An 18,012-nucleotide genomic window follows, 5' to 3' on the forward strand; every position below is an offset into this window, starting at 1 on the left:
CATGTGAGGGGGAAACGGCTGTGGCACGTTTTTTTAATGGGAAAGAAGTTGAGCTGCTTGCGCCTACGGGGACGTTCGAAATTTTCAAACAAGTCATTGTAGAGAATTGTGATGCGGTTTATTTCGGAGGACCTAACCTGAATATGCGCCTGATGCGAAAAGGATTTAATTTTAGCCTGGAGGAAATTACGGAGGCAGTCCAGATTGCACACGGGCTTGGCAAAAAAGTGTACGTCACCGTCAACAATTTGCTGAACGAAGGCGAGTTGGACGAGGCGCGGGCATATTTGCGTTTCCTGGAATCGGCGGGACCGGATGCCATCATTGTGCAGGATTTCGCTGTGTTGTCGCTGATCCGGGAGATGAACCTGAAGCTAAACGTGCATTCCTCCGTCATGATGAACGTGCATAACGTGGAGATGGTTCGCGCTTTACAGGAGCTCGGGGTCACTCGTGTCGTCACTTCGCGGGAAATGGATCTCATGACGACCCGCTATCTTCAACAAGCGACCGGCATGGAGTTGGAGTACTTTGTGCATGGGGATATGTGCTCGGTGCACGGGGCGAACTGTTATTTCAGCTCTGCGGTATTCGGGATGAGCAGTAACCGGGGGAAATGCCTGAAGCCATGCCGCTGGGATTATCGTGTGAAAAAAGACGGCAACATCTATCCGGCGGAATACCCGCTGGCGGTCAAAGACATGTTCATGTACGAACATATCCCAGAGCTGATTCACGGCGGCATCACTTCCTTCAAAATCGAAGGCCGCATGCGGGATGCCGCGTTCGTGGTAATGCTCGTGAAGGCGTATGGCGATGCGATCGACCGTTATATTAACGATCCGGTGGGCTTTGAACGCAGCCGGGATACGAAACTGCTTTACGATAACCGCAAGCGTGATTTTTCAACGGGATATGCGTTTGGCCGTCCGGGATTGTCCAACATCAACCGGCGTTACGAAGGAACGGGGAAATTTTATAGCACGGGCAAAGTGTTTAGTACGCCAACGGAGGAGCGGGAGCTCAGCGACAAACGCGTTGCCGTGATTCGCGAGACGCTGGCGGCGGTGGGGAAAGAGAAGGGTACGGTGCAGGAGAATCACGCGGCTCCTGGCGTCTCCGTGCATGTGAATAACATGGCTCAAGCCAAAGCCGCGCTGGAAGCGGGAGCTGACCATATTTATCTCTCCGGCGACGTATTTGAACCGGATCGTCCGTTTACGAAGGAGGACGTGAAAGAGCTGGCGGCATTAAAAGGGAACGCCAAGCTAGTTCTGTGCCTGCCGCGGATGATGACGGAGCTGCATTTTGAGATGTATGACGGCTTGCTGTCGAGCGAACGGTTGCCGATCGACGGCTTGATGGTGACGAATCTGGGGGCGATCCGAAAATTTGCCGACAAGGGTTACCCGCTGGTGGGGGATTTCAATCTGAACGTATACAATCAGCTGGCAGCTGAGTTTTATCGGGAGCGTGGCGTTAGCCGGCTTACGGCATCCATGGAGCTGCCGCTGAAGGACCTGGCAGCGCTACTGGCACATGCCCCAGGGCCGCTGGAGGCTATCGTTCACGGTACACCGGCAATCATGTACATGGAGCATGACTTGTACGAAAACGCTGAAGTGTTCCAAGCCATCGGCGAGGAAGACAATCACTACGTGGATAACAGCATTTTGGTGTTAAAAACCGATAAAGGCGAAAACCCGGTTTACCGGGACGTTCATGGTCGCAACCATCTGATGTTGGCCAAAGAAATCTGTTTGCTGCCCGCGGTGAAGGAATTGCTGGCGGCGGGTCTATCTGTCTTCCGCATCGAAGGGGCGACCTACCGTCCAGAGCAGCTGGCCGAGATCGTGCGCACCTATAAGGCGGCGCTGGCTAACCCTGCGGCAGCCGGAGAGTTGTTTGCCGCGATGAAGCCCGTTTATGCCGGCTATACGCTGGGGGCGTTGCAGTTTGACGGCGGGAGTGCCAGCGGGGCTGCGGGCGCAGGGGCGACAGGAGCAGAGATGGCAGGAGCAGAGGCGTCGGCCCTGAACAACGAAGGCAACGGCGTCAAAGAGGAGGCCGCCGAAGCGCAGGCGGAAGTGGCGGCAGGAGTGCAAGCCTAATCGGGGAAAGGAAGCGAATGAACATGTCAAAATATATCGGACCGGACGAAGTGTTAAAGAAACGGCAGCAATATTTTTATCCTTGCACCAGCCATTTCTATCGAAATCCGCCGCAGTTGGTGAAGGGGGAGATGCAGTATTTGTACGGTCATGACGGGAAGCGGTATACGGATTTTTTTGCCGGCGTATCCGTCGTGGCCAGCGGTCACTGCAATCCGGAAATTGCCGAACGGACGGCCGAGCAGCTGCGGATGCTGCAGCACACGTCCACGATCTATTTGACGCAGCCGAATGTGGATTTGGCGGAGCGGCTGGCGGACGTGCTGCCGGGGAACCTGCGCCGCACCTTCTTCGTGAACAGCGGCTCGGAGGCGAATGAAGGCGCCTTGCTGCTTGCCCGCATGCATACGGGGCGGCGGGGCTTCCTGGCGCTGGAGCAAGGTTTGCACGGCCGGACGTATTTGACGATGAGCGTGACCGGGCTGGCGATGTGGCGGACGGATCCACAGCTGGCGCATGACACGGATGTCACGTTTATCCCCCGGCCGTATGAGTACGGGCTTAGCGCCGACGAGGCGGCACGCCGCTCCATCGCCGCGCTGGAGGCAGCGCTGGCGGAGAAAGGCGGCGATATCGCGGCGATGATCGCCGAGCCGATCCAGGGGAACGCCGGCATCGTTGCGCCGACGGAGTGGTATTTCGCTGAAGTGAAGCGGCTGCTGGAGCAGCACGGCGTGCTGCTCATCGCCGATGAAATTCAGACCGGCTTCGGCCGGACGGGCCGCATGTTCGCCGTGGACCGTTACGGCGTCACGCCGGACATCCTGACGATGGCCAAGGCGCTTGGCAGCGGCATCCCGGTGGCGGGCTTCGCCACCACGGACGAGATCGCTGCCAGCCTGAACCGGCCATCCGCCTCCACGTTCGGCGGCAACCCCGTCTCGTCCGTGACCGCGCTCGCGGTCCTGGACTACATCGAGGCGCATCGCCTGCCGGAGCGGGCCGAGCGCCTCGGTGAGCTGCTGCGCGGCGGCTTAACGCGCCTCGCCGCGCGGTTTCCGCAGCACGTCTCCGACGTGCGCGGCGCGGGGCTGATGCTCGGCGCGGAGCTATGCGCCGAGGAGCCCGCGCGCGGCGCGAAGCTCACCGACGACGTGCTGGAAGCGATGCTGGACCGCGGCTATATCATCGGCAAGAACGGCGTGAACCGCAACGTTCTGGCCTTCCAGCCGCCGCTGGTCATCGACGAGGCCGACGTGCGCGGCATGCTGGACGCGCTGGAGGCTTCGCTGGCGGAGCTGGTGTAACCCGTGCAGCTGGGCTAAGGTCCGCTAGGCGTGAACATGCGCGCCCGGCGGACCAGCGCAGCAGGCGTACCACCCGCCCGCCAGACGTAGACCCGTCTCATTAACGGTAAAAAGTACCTTTATTTTCGGCCCATCGGCCTGTTTCCATCAAAATAACGGTAAAAAGTATCCTTATTTTCCGGAATTTCTGTCAAAACGGACGCCAACCTCAAAATTAGCGGTACGAAATACCGCTATTTTGCCAAAAACCCCGGGTTGCCGAAAAATAAAGGTCGTTTTTACCGTTATTTGAAACCAGAAAGAGTGACGGGGCGCCCCAATATAAATAATCCACGTTATGACCCGTGTTTTTAGGATGAGGAGAGTGACTATCCATGGAAATAGCCCGCAAAATCGGCACCAAAATCCGGTTGTACAGCGAATTGGTGATGTTTTCGCACACGTTGTTTTCGCTGCCTTTTGCCATCATCTCAATGGTTTGGGCGGCGGAGGGGTTTCCTTCGTGGCGCGTGATGCTGTGGGGATTGATCGCCTTGATCGGCGCCCGGAACGGGGCCAACGCCTTTAACCGCGTCGTCGACCGCGTCTTTGACGCGCAAAATCCGCGCACCGCGCATCGCCACCTGCCGCAAAAGCTGTTGGACGCCAAGGAGGTGCTGGTGTTCGTTGCGGTCAACTATGCGATCTTCATTTTCGCTGCAGGGATGCTGAATACGTTGTGCCTGATCTTGTCACCGGTGGCGATTTTCCTGATCTCTTCCTATTCTTATACCAAACGGTTTACGTACCTGAGCCATCTGTACCTTGGCTTTACGATCGCTTCGGCTCCCATCGGCGCCTGGTTTGCGGTTACCGGTCAATTCGCCTTTACGCCGTTTGTCCTCGGCACTGTGGTGATGCTGTGGATCGCTGGGTTTGACATTATCTACGGCTCGCAGGATATCGAATTTGACCGCAATCACGGACTTTGGTCGATTCCTAGCGCGTTTGGTCTCAAGAACGGTCTGCGTATCGCAGCTGGCCTGCACGCGATTATGGTGCTGCTGCTGATTGCCTTAATCCCGATCCGCCACCTGAGCTGGCTTTATATCACGGGAATCATCATCGCCATCCTGCTGCTAATGACGGAACACAAAATTATCAAACCGTCCAACCGGAAGCGGATGAACGTGGCTTCGTACAATTTGAACCAGGTCATCAGCATGGTGATCCTGTTCTTTACACTCGGCGATTACTTTCTGTTGTAAACGGCTGCTGAGCCGTACAGAATAACACCCCCACCCAGACTTACATGGGTGGGGGTGTTGGCGTATATCAAAAAAATCCCTATGCGGGACCGAGTCGGCAAGGGATTGTATCACCAGAAACGTATGTTCGATTCGTGGCACATCTCATATAAGATGGCCTGTATTCGATTTTCATATTATTACTATAAAACATCGGTGAATATAAGTCTATATTTCTGGGATGCCAATTTAAAAGTCAGGTTGTTCGGAGAAGCGCTGTTCATCATGTTGTATTGGATGTACTTCCCGTTTATAGCCATCTATTTCGAAGAGGCGTTGCGCAACCACGCTGCCGGCTTACTATTAGCGCTGCCGCCGCTCTTCAGTATGCTGGGGAACCTGGTGGGAGGGGCTGTCTACAGGCCGGCGAGTTCAGCGATGGTCAAGATAACCTTCCTTTAGGTTCGTGCTTTATTTTATTTCTCCCGCCCGCCAAAATACTCCAGCAACGCCTGCAGATCCCGGTGCGCCGGGTAATGGCTCAGCCGGTTGATGATGTCCTGCGCTTCATCGAGATACTGACGGCTGAGCGCCTCGGTTTTCTCCAGCGCGCCGCTGGCTTGAATCGCCGCGACGACGGCGTCTACCTCTTCGGCAGGGCTGTCTGCCGAAATGGCCCGGATCGCCGGGGCTAGGGTTTCGTCCTGCAACGCGAACAGGACGGGCAAGGTCACCTGGCCGCTGCGCAGATCGCTGCCGGCCGGCTTGCCGAGCTTCTCCGCCGATTGGGTGTAGTCGAGCACGTCGTCGCGGATCTGGAACGACATGCCGAGCTTTTCGCCAAAGCTATACAGCAGCTCGGCCGTTTCCGTATCCGCGCCAGCGGCTTTGGCGCCGATTTGCAGGCATGTGGCCATCAGTTGTGCGGTTTTGTTCTTCGATTTCTCCAAGTATTCGTCGATCGTCACATCATAGTCGAACAGGTGAGAAAGCTGCTGATACTCTCCGAGACACAGCTTGGTTGTGGCCAGGGAGGAGAGGTCGTAGACGAATTTCTCCCGTTCCGCCGAATAGACGGAGATCAGCTCGATGACCCTCGCCGACATATAATTGCCCACATGCAGCGCGCCGCTCACGCCCAGCTTGATATGCATGGCTTTTTGGCCGCGCCGCATTGGGGAATCATCGATAATATCGTCATGAATCAGAGAAGCAGCGTGAATGAATTCTGCGGCGGCGGCGAGCCGCCAGACCTTCTTCTCATCGGGATCAGGGCCGAAGCGGCTGCCGACGATAACCATCAAGGGGCGAATCCGTTTGCCGCCGGAACGAATCAACTCGACGATTGCTTTGGCCAATTGGGAGGAACGAGGGACGTCGCGATCATATTTGACCATGTTCTCAAGTTCCCGATCGACGGTTCTTAAGGGGATGTTCAGTGTTTCCTCAAGCTTCATGTCGCTTCCCTCCTAAACTTGGGCTGGCAGTCGTAGACGCAGGTGCCGAGTGCGTCGGGGGGCGTCAGATCCTCGAACACTCTCAATCCACCGCCGTCTACATCGCCTTGCTGGCGGTGCTGCGGTTGTTGTCTAGCTGCAGGAACCGTTCCCAGGCTTTGAGCAAGCGCTCGTCTTCAGGACGGCCTTCGACGCGTTTGATTTGCAGTTGTTTAATGATGGGAGCGAGATGCCCGAGCAGATCGAATTCTTCCCACTTCAGGCAAAGCTCGACGTAAAAGCTGTATAGATAGTCGCCATCCAACACTTTGCGGGTTAACGTTTCGCCGGGGGCGAGGGAGCCGCATTCGCTATGACGTTGAAGGGCGAGCTTGATTGCGATGTAAATGGATAACAGACGGCATTGGCGAACCTGCGGCATGTCGTATTGCTCCAGCAAGGTTGCCAGTGTTGCCGCTTCTGGATAGGGTAAATCCACAATAATGCCGGCTTCGGGCGATAATTCGCCCTGCAATAAGCGATAAGCGTCTTGGATAAGCTTCGGATTCATAAGGACACACACTCCTTAAAGAGGTAGTTCAAAAAAGTCATCATTGATCACGAACCAACAATAGGCAGCGTATCCGGTACCGAATCCTGACTTTTTTGAACATTCGCCTAAATGCAGGCAGGCTTGCAGGGGATCCTCACACCGATTTCGGCAAAAGGATAAAAATGAGAGTAATGTACGCCGCCAGGCGCACATTACTCCAGTTCAAGGTTTCATAAAGAGCTGCGATTATTCCGTGTATAGGTACCATCTTCGTACGAACGGGATTCGTTTCCATTGTTTCTTGAGCCAAGGAAGTACGTAGTAATCCAGACCAAACGTGCTGCCCGATCCGCCGATCAACGCGACGCCTGCGGTCATGTACCACAGCATTTCCGCCGAAGCCATGCTGGAGGACCAGATCATGACGCCCAGCGCGACGGTGGCTGCCGAAGCGACAGCGGTGAACAGGCCAACGATAATCATGATGCCGAGCGCAATTTCGGCAAACACCATAAAGAACTGGAACACAGTCGCCAAAGCGGTATACCCGCCATCTGATGTGTAGAAGAAGACATCCATAAACCAGCTTACGATGCTCTTGATAAATCCAGGTACCGGCAAGGCGGTAACTGCTGTCGAGGCGCTTTCTACCGCCGAAGCTGCCGCTTGAGCATCCACCGTTTTGGTCACTTCACCAGCGGCTTCACTGGCCGCGGAAATGACGTCCGCTTTCGGAGAGGCCGGAATCAGGAAGATGTTCGATGGATCCTTCCAAATTTTCGGAAGCTTATCGAGGCCTTCCTCGAGCCATTTGTAGCCGACGAAGATCCGCAGCGGCAGGAGCCAGAAGTTCGGCGAACGCTTCGCGAAATGGCCGCCTACGAAGCTTCTGCGATTGTTCACGTGGAAGAATTCATGCATCATATAAGTCCAGACTTTGGCAAAACCAGCCACGGTAAACAGGTAATACATATTGATTAAGTGTTTGCAGAACATGGCCATGAAGCCGCTGAGCATAAACATTTTATTCGGGAGCCCAACATTCGCAACGCCGTAGCGGCTGCCGATGCAGACCATCGTTCCGTGGAAGCCCGGTTTATAGGACTTCTTCGGTTTGCCGTGAACGTCCGCATAAATGTTGTGGGCGATAACCGGGCCGGCTTGCTCGGCGTTCTCAACCATCTGTGGTACCGGACGGGTTTCGCCTTCCGGAATGAAGAAGATGTTGTCGCCAACGATATAGACGTTCTCGTGATCGACGCTTTGCAGCTTATCGTTGGTGACGATCCGCTTGCGGCCTTCCTGCTTCACATCGAGCTTGCCAACGAGCTCGGAGCCTTCAACCCCGGCGGTCCAGACGATCGTATCCGCTTCGAGCTCTTTACCTTCGCCAAGCTGTACGCTGGTTGGGGTGACGCCAGTAATTTTAGCGCTCGTAATGATCTCTACGTTCATTTTGTGCAGACGTTTCGTCGCTTTTTCGATCAATTTATCCGGCAGGATCGGCAGGATTTTCGGAGCCATATCGGCGACGACCAGGCGAACCTCGCTCGGATCGATATAGAACTCTTTGCACAGCTCGTCGCGGAATTCGGCTAATTCGCCAACCAGTTCCACGCCGGTAAAGCCGGCGCCGACGACAACAAAGGACAGCATTTTGCGGCGTTTCACCGGATTGCTTACCTTCGCCGCTTCGCTGAACTTACGGCGCACTTGTTCTTTCAGACGTACGGCATCTTCATAGGACCACAGGGTCAAGGCATGCTCCTCAGCGCCTGGGATCCCGAAGAATGTTGGTTTACAGCCGGTACCGATGACGAGGTAATCGTATTTATAAGTGGCTCGCTCGGAACGAAGCTCTTTAGCGTTAAAATCGATGGCATCAATGGAATCGAGGACGACATCCACTTTTTGCCCGGCAAAAATCTTCTTTAGTTCAATCTTGACGGAATCCTCCGGCGCCCGGTTCGCTGCAACCTCATGCAGCTCCGTCAGCAGCGTGTGGTAGGGATTTCGGTCAATCAGCTGGATCTCCACATCTTTGTCTTTTTTGAACAGTTTGGCCAGATGCTTGGAAGTGACTACACCGCCATAACCGCCGCCCAGAACTACGATTTTCTTCAAGAGATTCACCTTCTCATTTTAGGGTGGATGGTAATATGGGTTTATTTCGCTTGCTCAAGTGCTTGGCTAACGAGCTCGAAATGCGGTTGCAGCGTAATCGTTGCCCCGGCGATCGCGTCCGTTTTGCCCTCTTCGTTAAATGTCACGGCGGCTGGATCTTGTTTTTCAATCAGGTAAGCTTCAGCTTTGGCCACTTCTTCATGCCATTCGGCTTGAGCACCGCCGGCCTTCATTCCATATTTGCCGTCGATCGAATATTGCTTCTTGTCTTCGCCTTTTTCGTTGACGCCGCTGAAGTTCACTTTGACGATCTTGCCGGCGGCGACCACAACGTCAACGGTATCTTTCCAACCGGAATGCTCGTCGAAGGCTGCTCCTTCGGCATGGTAAGTGCCGTCTTTGTACGGGCCAACCTCAACTGGACCAGCATTCAGCGCTTGCTCCGCCAAGTTAAAAAATTCACTTACATGCACGGACACACCCGCGATGGCATCAGTTTTGCCGTCATCCCCCAAGGTGATCGCTTTGGGATCTTGCTTTTCGATCAGGTATTGCTCAACCTTCTCGGCTTGTTCATGCCATTCCGAGGAAGCGCCGCCGGCTTTCATGCCGTACTTGCCTTCTTTGGAATAGGTCACTTTATCGACGGGGGCTTTTTCGCTCAGCGCATTCCACTTGGCTTCCGTGATTTTACCTCCGGCTACCGTCAGCGTCACGTAGGATTGCCATCCGGAATCTGCATCCACTTCACCTTGGGCGAAGTATACACCGTCTTGGTATTTGCCTTGCTCTGCAGCCGCGTTATCAGCTCCTGCATTGGTTTCATTAGCGGCAGAAGTGTTGTTTGCAGGTTGCGCAGAGTTTGCGCCGTTAGCATCATTGTCCGATCCACAGCCGGCCAAGAGACCTAACAACAGCGCACTGCTCAGGATAATTGAAGCTTTTTTCATGATTGAGACCTCCAGTGAATGAAAATATATATATATATTAAAATGTGAAGACATTTTAATAACGGATATCAGGTGGGGGACCCTTGAAAAAGGCTGATTTGACGAGGGGTTCGGGAGTCCCGAAACCTTTGTTCGATGGCATTTTAGCATATAAAAATAGGGCTTAATGTGAAATTTATCACATGTAGTGTGATCTAAAACAACTGCTCCAAGCGGCGGAAGCAGTACTACGTAAGGGAATGTCGTGTTCAAAGAATTGCCCAATTTTTAAAATATATATTTTTAAAAGATGGGTCGGCGAGAAGAGCGACGAATCTCCTGTACCGAAAAGAGGGCATACAAACCAAAAGTTCCAAACGTTTTATGAAAATAGTCATGACTCTAACCGATATAAAAAGAAGCGGGCATGCCCGGAAAAACGCGAGACGGAAAGAAGGCATCCTCCTTGACGGTATACAGGACGTTTATTTCGCGCCTATTACTCAATTACGCAGCAGGACTCCTGCTTGCGGTCATCGCGGTCGCGAGCCTTATCGCCGCTGCACCGCTGGATATATCCCCTTCGGACTATGCCTGGCTGATCAGAATTCTGGTCTTGTCGCTATGCTGCATGCTGGGGCTGGAATGGATGGTGTTCACCCGGCAAATCAAGCCCATCCGCAGCGTGTTCATGGAGGAAGTGGGGAGCTACCAAACACTTCAAAATGTCTATATCCGCACACATCGCCTGCCATCGCTTGCTGTCAAGCGGATTCTCGGACCTCATTTGTTTGGTTTGGTCGTCCCGGGCGCGGCCCTATCGTTGGGATTAATCCGGACCGGCCACCTATCGATTTCGCCTTACTACGTGTTGCTGGCTGCCTTAAGCGGAATACTGGTCAGCAGCATGCATGCGTTAGTCGAATATTATTTAACCTCCTATGCGATTCGTCCTGTCCTGCAGGAGCTGATTTCCTGGAGCCGCAGGATGTTTGGCAAAGATTTATCGCTTCACGGCAGGGTTATCGTCCCGGTATCTCGAAAATTAATATGGAGCTTTTTCTTGATGAGTATGGCTCCCTTGCTGCTGTATAGCTTATCCATGCAGTTCCGGCTTGAGGACCTTGACCATGGAGCTTATGCTTATTGGCAGTGGGCCGGATATATCTTGGCCGTGAGCATCCTATTCGCAGTGATTGGCTCCCGGCTGTTGGCCCGCGAGATCATGCTGCCGATTCAGCATTTGTACGAGCGGATGGCCGAGGTGAAAACCGGCAGCATTCGTACAGCGGCCAGCGATATGTTTTCTGATGAATTTTCTCGTCTGATCACAGGATTTAATCATATGCTGAGCGGGCTGCAAACCCAGGCAGCTCGAAATAGCCAACTGGTAGACAGTTATTTCGCAACTCTGGCAGCGGCGCTGGACGCCCGCGACCCGTATACGGCTGGACACTCGCTTAGAGTGGCTGAATACGCCGTCAAAATCGGTGAGTTGGCCCAGTTGCCCGAAGAACGCATCGATGAGCTGCGCAAGTCGGCGTTGCTCCATGATATCGGGAAAATCGGCATTCGCGATGCGGTTCTGCTGAAGGAGGGCCGTTTAACCGACGAGGAATGGCAGCAGGTGAAGCAGCACCCCGTGCTTGGGGAAGCGATTTTAAAGCAGGTCGAGCCTGCGGATGCGATGGCTCCTTATTTGCCGGGGGTCCGGTCGCATCATGAGCGTTATGATGGAAGAGGTTATCCGGACGGGTTGGCCGGGGAGGAGATCCCGCTTTTCGGGCGGATTATCGCCGTGGCCGACGCCTTTGACGCCATGACCTCAGACCGGCCTTACCGGAAGGGCCTAGCAAGAGACCGAGCGATTGACATTCTGGAGCGAGGCCGTGGAACCCAATGGGATCCTTACTTGGCCGGACTGTTGGTGCAGCATTTTCGCAGCGAGACCCAAAAAAAAGAGTCCAGCTGATCTCGGAGAGAAGCGGGTTCTACGAGCAGGAGTGGGGAGATGGGGATCGGAATTAGCTTTTTGCTAAATCTAAGCTTGTTGATCACGGTCGCTTATTTAGCCAATATCCTATATAAATACGGTTTGCGAAAAATGCCGCAGCGCAGCCTGTACGTCCTGTCTGTTCTAATGATGATTTTTTCGGGCTGGATTTGTATCAAGTTTGGCTTCCGGCTTAATGACGACGTCAGATTCGACCTTCGGGCAGTGCCGCTAATTATAGCGGCATTTGTTTATTCCCAGCCATTAACCTTGATCGTCATCGGCGTCGGGATTGGCCTGGCCCGCCTGACGTTTGGTTTGAGCGATGCAGCGATGGCCGGTTTGTTGAACCTGACGATCTTGGGATTTGTGTGTGCCGGACTTAATCTCTGGATGCGGCGGACTAGCTACCGTTTTGCCATCAAAGGGATCGTAACTATCCTCGTTGTCAATGTGATCAACTCTCTGAACCTTGCCGTAATCGGGGTGGTGCCTCCCAAGCATTATTTGCTGGATATCATGCCGATTGCGCTACCGTTAAGCATTCTGCTCAGTTTGGGATTTGCCCTGATCCTTCGCGATTTTCAGCTTGGGGCAAGACAGAACCTGGAGCTGAAATACGCGAACGAGCTGCTCCGCAAACAGGCCGATGAGCTGCAGAAGGCCAAGATTGGGCTGGAAGACCGGGCGGAGCAGTTAGCTGAAGCATCCAGCCATAAATCGGAGTTCTTGGCAACGATGTCGCATGAATTGCGAACGCCGCTCAACAGTATTATCAACCTGGCGGAGATGATCGCCGAATCCGACGAAGCCAGCGAGGAAATTTCGGAATATGGCCGGATCATTCACAAGTCGGGGGAAGAGTTGCTGCAGATCATTAATGACATTTTGGATTTGTCCAAGGTGGAGGCAGGGCGGCTGGAGATCACGAACGAGGAAGTGGTGTTGGCAGAGATCCCCGTTTGGATGCAACTGCAGTTTGAGCAGATTGCCGCTCAGAAGAAAATTGCATTTACGACCCGACTGGAGGAAAGTCTGCCCGATTCCATCATCTCCGATCCGCAGCGGATTGCACAAATCCTGCGGAATTTATTGTCCAATGCGTTTAAGTTTACGCATGAGGGACATGTAGAGCTAGACATCCGCCGCGCTCCGGCGAAGGGGACGGCCGAAGGGGAATGGCTGGTCTTCACCGTCTCGGATACCGGCATCGGCGTTGCCGAGGACAAGCAGCGGGCGGTATTCGAGGCGTTTCAGCAGGCCGACGGCTCAATTAGTCGGCGATATGGGGGGACCGGTCTGGGCCTGTCGATCAGCAGCAACCTGGCCCGCCTGCTGGGGGGGTACCTCCGCATGGAAAGCAAAGAAGGACAGGGCAGCACCTTTTCCTTCTATTTGCCCTTAAAACCCGCCCGATCCCACTGCGGCGAAGTTCATTCGCAGTCCGAGTTGCCGTGACGAAGGGGTTATCGGTAAAATGAGGAGAAGAAAGGATGGGATGACGAAAATGAAACAAGTAATTTCTACGACCGCTGCGCCAGGTGCCATTGGCCCGTATTCGCAGGGGATTCAACTGGGAGATTTGATCTTTACCTCCGGCCAGTTGGGATTGGTGCCGGAAACCGGTCAGCTTGCCGAGGGTGTGGAAGCTCAGGCTGCACAAGCGCTGCGGAACGTTCAGGCGGTATTGGCTGCAGCCGGGAGCGGATTGGACAAGGTCATCAAGACGACCGTATTTCTGAAGGACATGAATGATTTTGCCAAGGTCAACGAAGTTTACGGTTCGTTCTTCGCTGAGCCGTATCCAGCGCGCAGTGCCGTCGAAGTGGCGCGTCTGCCAAAGGATGGTCTGGTTGAGATCGAGGTTATTGCGGTTAAGTAAAATATCCCTTGCGACGGCTTTTTCGTATTATTAGGTCAACCAGAATTTCTGGTTGGCCTTTTTGTGGGGGGAGGTACCTATGTCGGCCGCTTTCCTTTCGTGATTATCCCGTTGCTTCAGGGAGTGGGGGGGATCGATCTCCGCTGCGAGGGAGTGGAGAAAACCAATCTCCGCTTCGAAAATGGATTAGATGCGCCCCCTCCCCGATTCTGAACAAAAGGGATAATCGTGCAAAAGGACGCGTGAAAGGGCCCAAGGGGGGTGGATCTTTAGTCCCGCTCATGCGAGCGCAGAAAGGCAATCCAGAGTGCGTACACGATCAAGGCTAGCGCTCCGGCGCTGGAGGCAATGGCCACAATTTGGTGCAGCTGAGGACCGGCTGCAATGGCGCCATACCCCCACGCGAACGTGAGCGGGACGATCGCGTCACGCCATCGGAATCCAACAAAGCAGGCGCTGAGGATCCCTACCACGAGCAGCAGGAGGGTGAGTCCAAGATGTGATGGAACGGAAACGGAAGCTGCGGAAATCGAGGTTGCAGAAATAGAGGGATGGGTTAGCAAGGCGTCCACGCTGGCAAGAGCTGTAACGCAGATCCATCCGAAATATAAGCTGAACGGCAGGCGTACGAACCAGATCTCTGCGGCTGACGGGCGAAGGATATTCCGGGTACTGCTGTACATCGAGGCCGCCACGAACACGAGCAGGAACAACGCCAGGATAGACAGCAGGGGTTGCCGCTCCCCTAGTGTGATCCACACGATGGAGAGGGTGCAGGAAAGCAGGAAGCGCACTGGCATAGGCGTCACAGAAAACGGCTCGCGGTTAGGCCGCAGCAGCGGGTAAAGGACCCAGCCGGTCAACAGGGCATAAATGAGCAGCCATATCGTAAAAGTATAGCCCGCCGGCGTGAGGAGCGCGTATAATCCGTGGGGAAACCCTTGGGGCCGGCGCAAGCCAAACGGAAGTGCTGCTGCCGCCAGGTTTGCCGCCATTAACGCCGCAAACGAGGCGAGATTCAACCAATGACCAGACCGGCCGCGCAACATGGGAATACACCTCCTTGAATCTTTTTTTGTACTAGAAATATTCCCCATTTCTCCTCAAATGATAAGGGAGAGTATAGAGAGGCAGCGGGACGGGAAGGAAGGCGGTTTTATAAGCAGCCGTTTTCGTATAAGATGTTAGTAATGAATTTGGCTAGAATTAGGATAACCGACGGGAGATCACCATGAATCAACGTCTTTATGGAATATGGCTGGGCGATGTATTGTTTTGCTTCTCCGGCGAAGTATCGGAGTCGAAGGTGGATGCTTGGACCGCCGTGCTCCGGCGCAAGGAGCTGGAGCCGGGAGTCCGGCCGTTTCAGCATGCCGTGCTTCGGTTGGCAGAGGTCAGGTATCCGGTCTCTTCCGTGCGGAGGTCATACAAGAACGGGGAGCGGCGCAGTCTGATCGGCCGATCCCTGGAAGGATTGGCTTTGCCTGTGCCGGAGGCTTGGCGTTTGCTGCTGCATTGGGACGAATCCGTCTGGGAGGAGCAGGGAATCAAGCCGGGCGCAGAAATGAGCTATTGGAGCAAGGCGGCCAAGTTCGCCTTAGAGCTGCTGCTGCGCGGCCGAATTGCGCCATCCATCCGTCCGGTGGCGGCCACCGGACGCCGCCGCGGGTCGCAGGGTCAAATGCGCGCGGCTTGGGGACCACTCCTGACCGAGCCGGCCGACGAGGCACGGTTCCGGCGTCTAGCCGGGGCGATGCCGCCGATCTGTATCGCCGCCGTGCAAACTGGGGCAGGGGCATCCTCTGAAGACGAGGGGACGCTGGAGGATCGGCAGATGGCGGTGCTGCATTCTTTTTTGACGGCAATGATTGATCACGAAGCGCGCGGGGCGGTTCAGGATTTGGGACGGAAGCTGAATGCCAGCCGGGCGGACTATCACCGGGGTTCGTCGCCGCTGGCGGAGTTGTGGTGGAACGGCTTGCTAACCGGCGCACAGCCGCCGGATATTCAAGGCAGTGCGACGGAGCTGGATCAGCTGAGTGCAGACATCGCTGCTGCTGGCGGCGGACGTCCCCGAGCTGAGGAAACCGAGACCGGCGGTCTGGAAACGGGAAGCTTGCGCCTCTGCCTGCGTGTGGAACCGTATCAGGATGGTCATGGCGAGACCGCGGAGGGTGAAGCAGCGACTGCACTTTGGCGGCTAAGCTTCTGGGCTGAGGGAGCTGAGAATCCCAGCGTGCTGCTGCCAGCCGGGCTCATCTGGAGCTATCCCGGGCCCGACATGGAAATTCACGGTCTTCTGTACCGGAACGTACAGGAGAACTTCCTGCTGCGGCTGAGCAAAGCAGCTGGGGTATCCCGGGAAGTGGCCGCAGCGATGGAGCACCCGCGCCCGCAGGATCTGCTCATGGACCCCAAGGACCTGATTGCGTTCTTAAGCAAGTCGGTGCCGGCGCTGCGCAAGCTTGGCGTGAACGTGCAAATGCCAAGCCGCTGGACCCGGGAGGGACGGCGTTCCGCCAGCATCCGTATCAGAACCCGAGGGTTCGCGAGCGGGATGCCGGAGGGCGGTGGTGACGGGATGCCAAGGCTGGGAGTGGATCAGCTGGTCGCTTTTGAAGCGGAGGCGCTGCTTGGGGGGCGTGAGCTTACCCGGGAAGAGTTGATGGAGCTGGCGTCGGCGAAGCTGCCGCTCGTTTTTTTTCGCGGCGAATGGATTGAAGTGGATGCGAAGGAGATCCGGCAGGTGCTGAAGTTCATGAAGCGCCATGAAAACGGCACCTTGACCTTCCGCGAATTGATGCACCTCGCTTCCGGCGATCAGGAAGTCCAACTGGAGGGCGTGAACATCGCCGGCATCGAAACCACCGGGATGTTGTCTATCCTGATGACAGGCGGAGCTGTTCGGCAACTCCATCCGCGTCCGGTGCCATCCGGATTAAACGGAACGCTGCGCCCCTATCAGGAACGTGGATACCAGTGGCTGGTCACGATGCGCGAGCTGGGTTTCGGTGCATTGCTGGCCGACGATATGGGTTTGGGGAAAACGGTGCAGGTGATCTCCGTGTTGTTGGATGGCGTTCAGCAGGCAGGGGCCAAAAGCTTGATCATCTGTCCGACTTCTTTGCTAGGCAACTGGCAACGGGAGTTTTCCCGGTTTGCTCCGGGGCTAAAGCTATACGTGCACCACGGGAGCGACCGTTACCGCGAGGAGCGGTTCTTGCAGGAGTACCGGGCATGCGATGTGGTTCTGACGACGTATCAGCTGGCCGGCCGCGATGCGAAGGAGCTGCGTTCGGCGGAATGGACGACGGTGGTGCTGGACGAAGCCCAGTACATCAAAAATTACGGAACCAAGCAAGCGCAAAGCGTGATGAAGCTCAGCGCGCCTCACCGAATCGCCATGACGGGCACCCCGGTGGAGAATAGGCTCAGCGAATTGTGGTCGATTTTTCAATTCCTGAACCCGGGATACTTAGGCACGCATGCCTCGTTTCGGACGCGTTACACCGGGTCTGGGGGAGAACAGCAAGCAGCCGAGCTGCAGAAGCTGCGGAAGTTGGTTGCGCCGTTTCTGCTGCGCCGGCTCAAGAGCGATCCGGACATCCGCAAGGACTTGCCGGAGAAAATCGAGCTGAAATCGTATTGCTCGTTAACCGTTGAACAGGCTCGCTTGTATCAATCGGTGACGGCGGAGCTGCTGGATCAGATCGGAAGCCAGAGCGGCATCGCCCGCAAAGGATTGGTGTTATCTTCGCTGACCCGGTTAAAGCAAATTTGTGATCATCCCGAGCTGGTTGTAGGAAGCCGGCCTGCGAAGACGGCCGCTTTTGGCCGCTCCGGCAAAATGGAACGGCTCGGCGAGCTGCTTGACATGATTATGGACAACGGAGAAGGGGCGCTGATCTTCACGCAATACGTACGGATGGGTGAACTGCTGCAGGAGCGATTAACGGAGCGGTATGGTGTACGGCCGTTTTTTCTGCACGGCGGGGTGCCGAAGGCCGAGCGGGATCAGATGGTCCGGGCTTTTCAGGAGGGCGAAGGCTCGCCGATTTTCGTGTTATCGCTGAAGGCTGGCGGCGTCGGCCTTAACCTGACCCGGGCGAATCATGTGGTCCACTATGACCGGTGGTGGAATCCGGCGGTGGAAAACCAGGCGACGGACCGGGTATTCCGGATCGGGCAGCAAAAGAACGTCGAGGTACATAAGCTGATCTGCCAAGGAACGCTGGAGGAACGAATCGACGAATTAATCGAGCGAAAAAAAACGCTGTCTGAGCAGGTGGTTGGCTCCGGTGAGCAATGGCTGACGGAAATGAGCGACGAGGAGCTGCGCAACCTGATCGTGCTGCAGGAAAGCGGACTGTTCCCGGAGGGAGCGTTTGGTTGAGCGAAAAAGATAGGATGCCGAAACAATAAGCTTGCTGAGACTTGCTGAGAGGAGGAAC

The 18,012-nt window shown here is 55.3% G+C and carries 13 protein-coding genes; 8 read left to right on the forward strand and 5 right to left on the reverse strand.

Annotated elements, in window-relative coordinates; genetic code table 11:
* Positions 1-20 precede the first annotated feature (20 nt).
* The 4 genes from U9M73_RS20740 (at position 21) to U9M73_RS20755 (ending at position 5,106) form a co-directional block, all read left to right on the forward strand.
* Positions 21-2,111: a peptidase U32 family protein gene (locus U9M73_RS20740; RefSeq protein ID WP_009224036.1), complete on the forward strand. Its 2,091-nt coding sequence runs from the start codon at positions 21-23 to the stop codon at positions 2,109-2,111.
* 23 nt (positions 2,112-2,134) lie between these two features.
* Positions 2,135-3,418 (forward strand): aspartate aminotransferase family protein, encoded by a 1,284-nt coding sequence (locus tag U9M73_RS20745; protein ID WP_323078937.1) that lies wholly within the window; start codon positions 2,135-2,137, stop codon positions 3,416-3,418.
* Between the two features lie 374 nt (positions 3,419-3,792).
* Positions 3,793-4,665: a UbiA-like polyprenyltransferase gene (locus U9M73_RS20750; RefSeq protein ID WP_009224038.1), complete on the forward strand. Its 873-nt coding sequence runs from the start codon at positions 3,793-3,795 to the stop codon at positions 4,663-4,665.
* 57 nt (positions 4,666-4,722) lie between these two features.
* Positions 4,723-5,106 carry a hypothetical protein gene (locus U9M73_RS20755; RefSeq protein WP_323078939.1) on the forward strand — a complete coding sequence of 128 codons (384 nt, stop codon included), beginning with the start codon at positions 4,723-4,725 and terminating at the stop codon, positions 5,104-5,106.
* 14 nt (positions 5,107-5,120) lie between these two features.
* On the opposite strand, the gene U9M73_RS20760 is transcribed toward U9M73_RS20755, so the two are convergent.
* The 4 genes from U9M73_RS20760 to U9M73_RS20775 form a co-directional block, all read right to left on the reverse strand.
* On the reverse strand, positions 5,121-6,101 hold the full coding sequence (locus tag U9M73_RS20760) for a polyprenyl synthetase family protein (RefSeq protein ID WP_323078941.1): 981 nt from the start codon (positions 6,099-6,101) through the stop codon (positions 5,121-5,123).
* A 97-nt stretch (positions 6,102-6,198) separates the two neighbouring features.
* The gene (locus U9M73_RS20765; protein ID WP_009224041.1) at positions 6,199-6,651 is read right to left on the reverse strand and encodes a hypothetical protein; all 453 of its coding nucleotides are present in this window, start codon (positions 6,649-6,651) and stop codon (positions 6,199-6,201) included.
* 228 nt (positions 6,652-6,879) lie between these two features.
* Positions 6,880-8,757, reverse strand: a complete 1,878-nt coding sequence (locus U9M73_RS20770) for an NAD(P)/FAD-dependent oxidoreductase (RefSeq protein WP_323078943.1) — start codon at positions 8,755-8,757, stop codon at positions 6,880-6,882.
* 41 nt (positions 8,758-8,798) lie between these two features.
* Positions 8,799-9,707 carry an FMN-binding protein gene (locus tag U9M73_RS20775; RefSeq protein ID WP_323078945.1) on the reverse strand — a complete coding sequence of 303 codons (909 nt, stop codon included), beginning with the start codon at positions 9,705-9,707 and terminating at the stop codon, positions 8,799-8,801.
* Between the two features lie 445 nt (positions 9,708-10,152).
* Here U9M73_RS20775 and U9M73_RS20780 point away from each other — a divergent pair, with 445 nt between their 5' ends.
* From U9M73_RS20780 to U9M73_RS20790, 3 genes are read left to right on the forward strand one after another with little or no spacing between them, the layout of a single operon-like run.
* Positions 10,153-11,658 (forward strand): HD-GYP domain-containing protein, encoded by a 1,506-nt coding sequence (locus U9M73_RS20780; protein WP_323078947.1) that lies wholly within the window; start codon positions 10,153-10,155, stop codon positions 11,656-11,658.
* 39 nt (positions 11,659-11,697) lie between these two features.
* Complete coding sequence (locus U9M73_RS20785) at positions 11,698-13,137, forward strand: ATP-binding protein (protein WP_050769706.1); 1,440 nt, start codon at positions 11,698-11,700, stop codon at positions 13,135-13,137.
* Between the two features lie 40 nt (positions 13,138-13,177).
* Positions 13,178-13,561, forward strand: a complete 384-nt coding sequence (locus U9M73_RS20790; RefSeq protein ID WP_009224046.1) for a RidA family protein — start codon at positions 13,178-13,180, stop codon at positions 13,559-13,561.
* Between the two features lie 269 nt (positions 13,562-13,830).
* Here the strand turns inward: U9M73_RS20790 and U9M73_RS20795 are convergent, their stop codons facing one another.
* The gene (locus U9M73_RS20795; protein ID WP_323078949.1) at positions 13,831-14,610 is read right to left on the reverse strand and encodes a hypothetical protein; all 780 of its coding nucleotides are present in this window, start codon (positions 14,608-14,610) and stop codon (positions 13,831-13,833) included.
* 182 nt (positions 14,611-14,792) lie between these two features.
* Between U9M73_RS20795 and U9M73_RS20800 the strand changes: the two genes are divergently transcribed.
* Positions 14,793-17,954, forward strand: coding sequence for a DEAD/DEAH box helicase (locus U9M73_RS20800; protein ID WP_323078951.1), 3,162 nt, complete (start codon positions 14,793-14,795; stop codon positions 17,952-17,954).
* Positions 17,955-18,012 lie beyond the last annotated feature (58 nt).

This window comes from Paenibacillus phoenicis (genome assembly GCF_034718895.1).
Taxonomy (GTDB): domain Bacteria; phylum Bacillota; class Bacilli; order Paenibacillales; family Paenibacillaceae; genus Fontibacillus; species Fontibacillus phoenicis.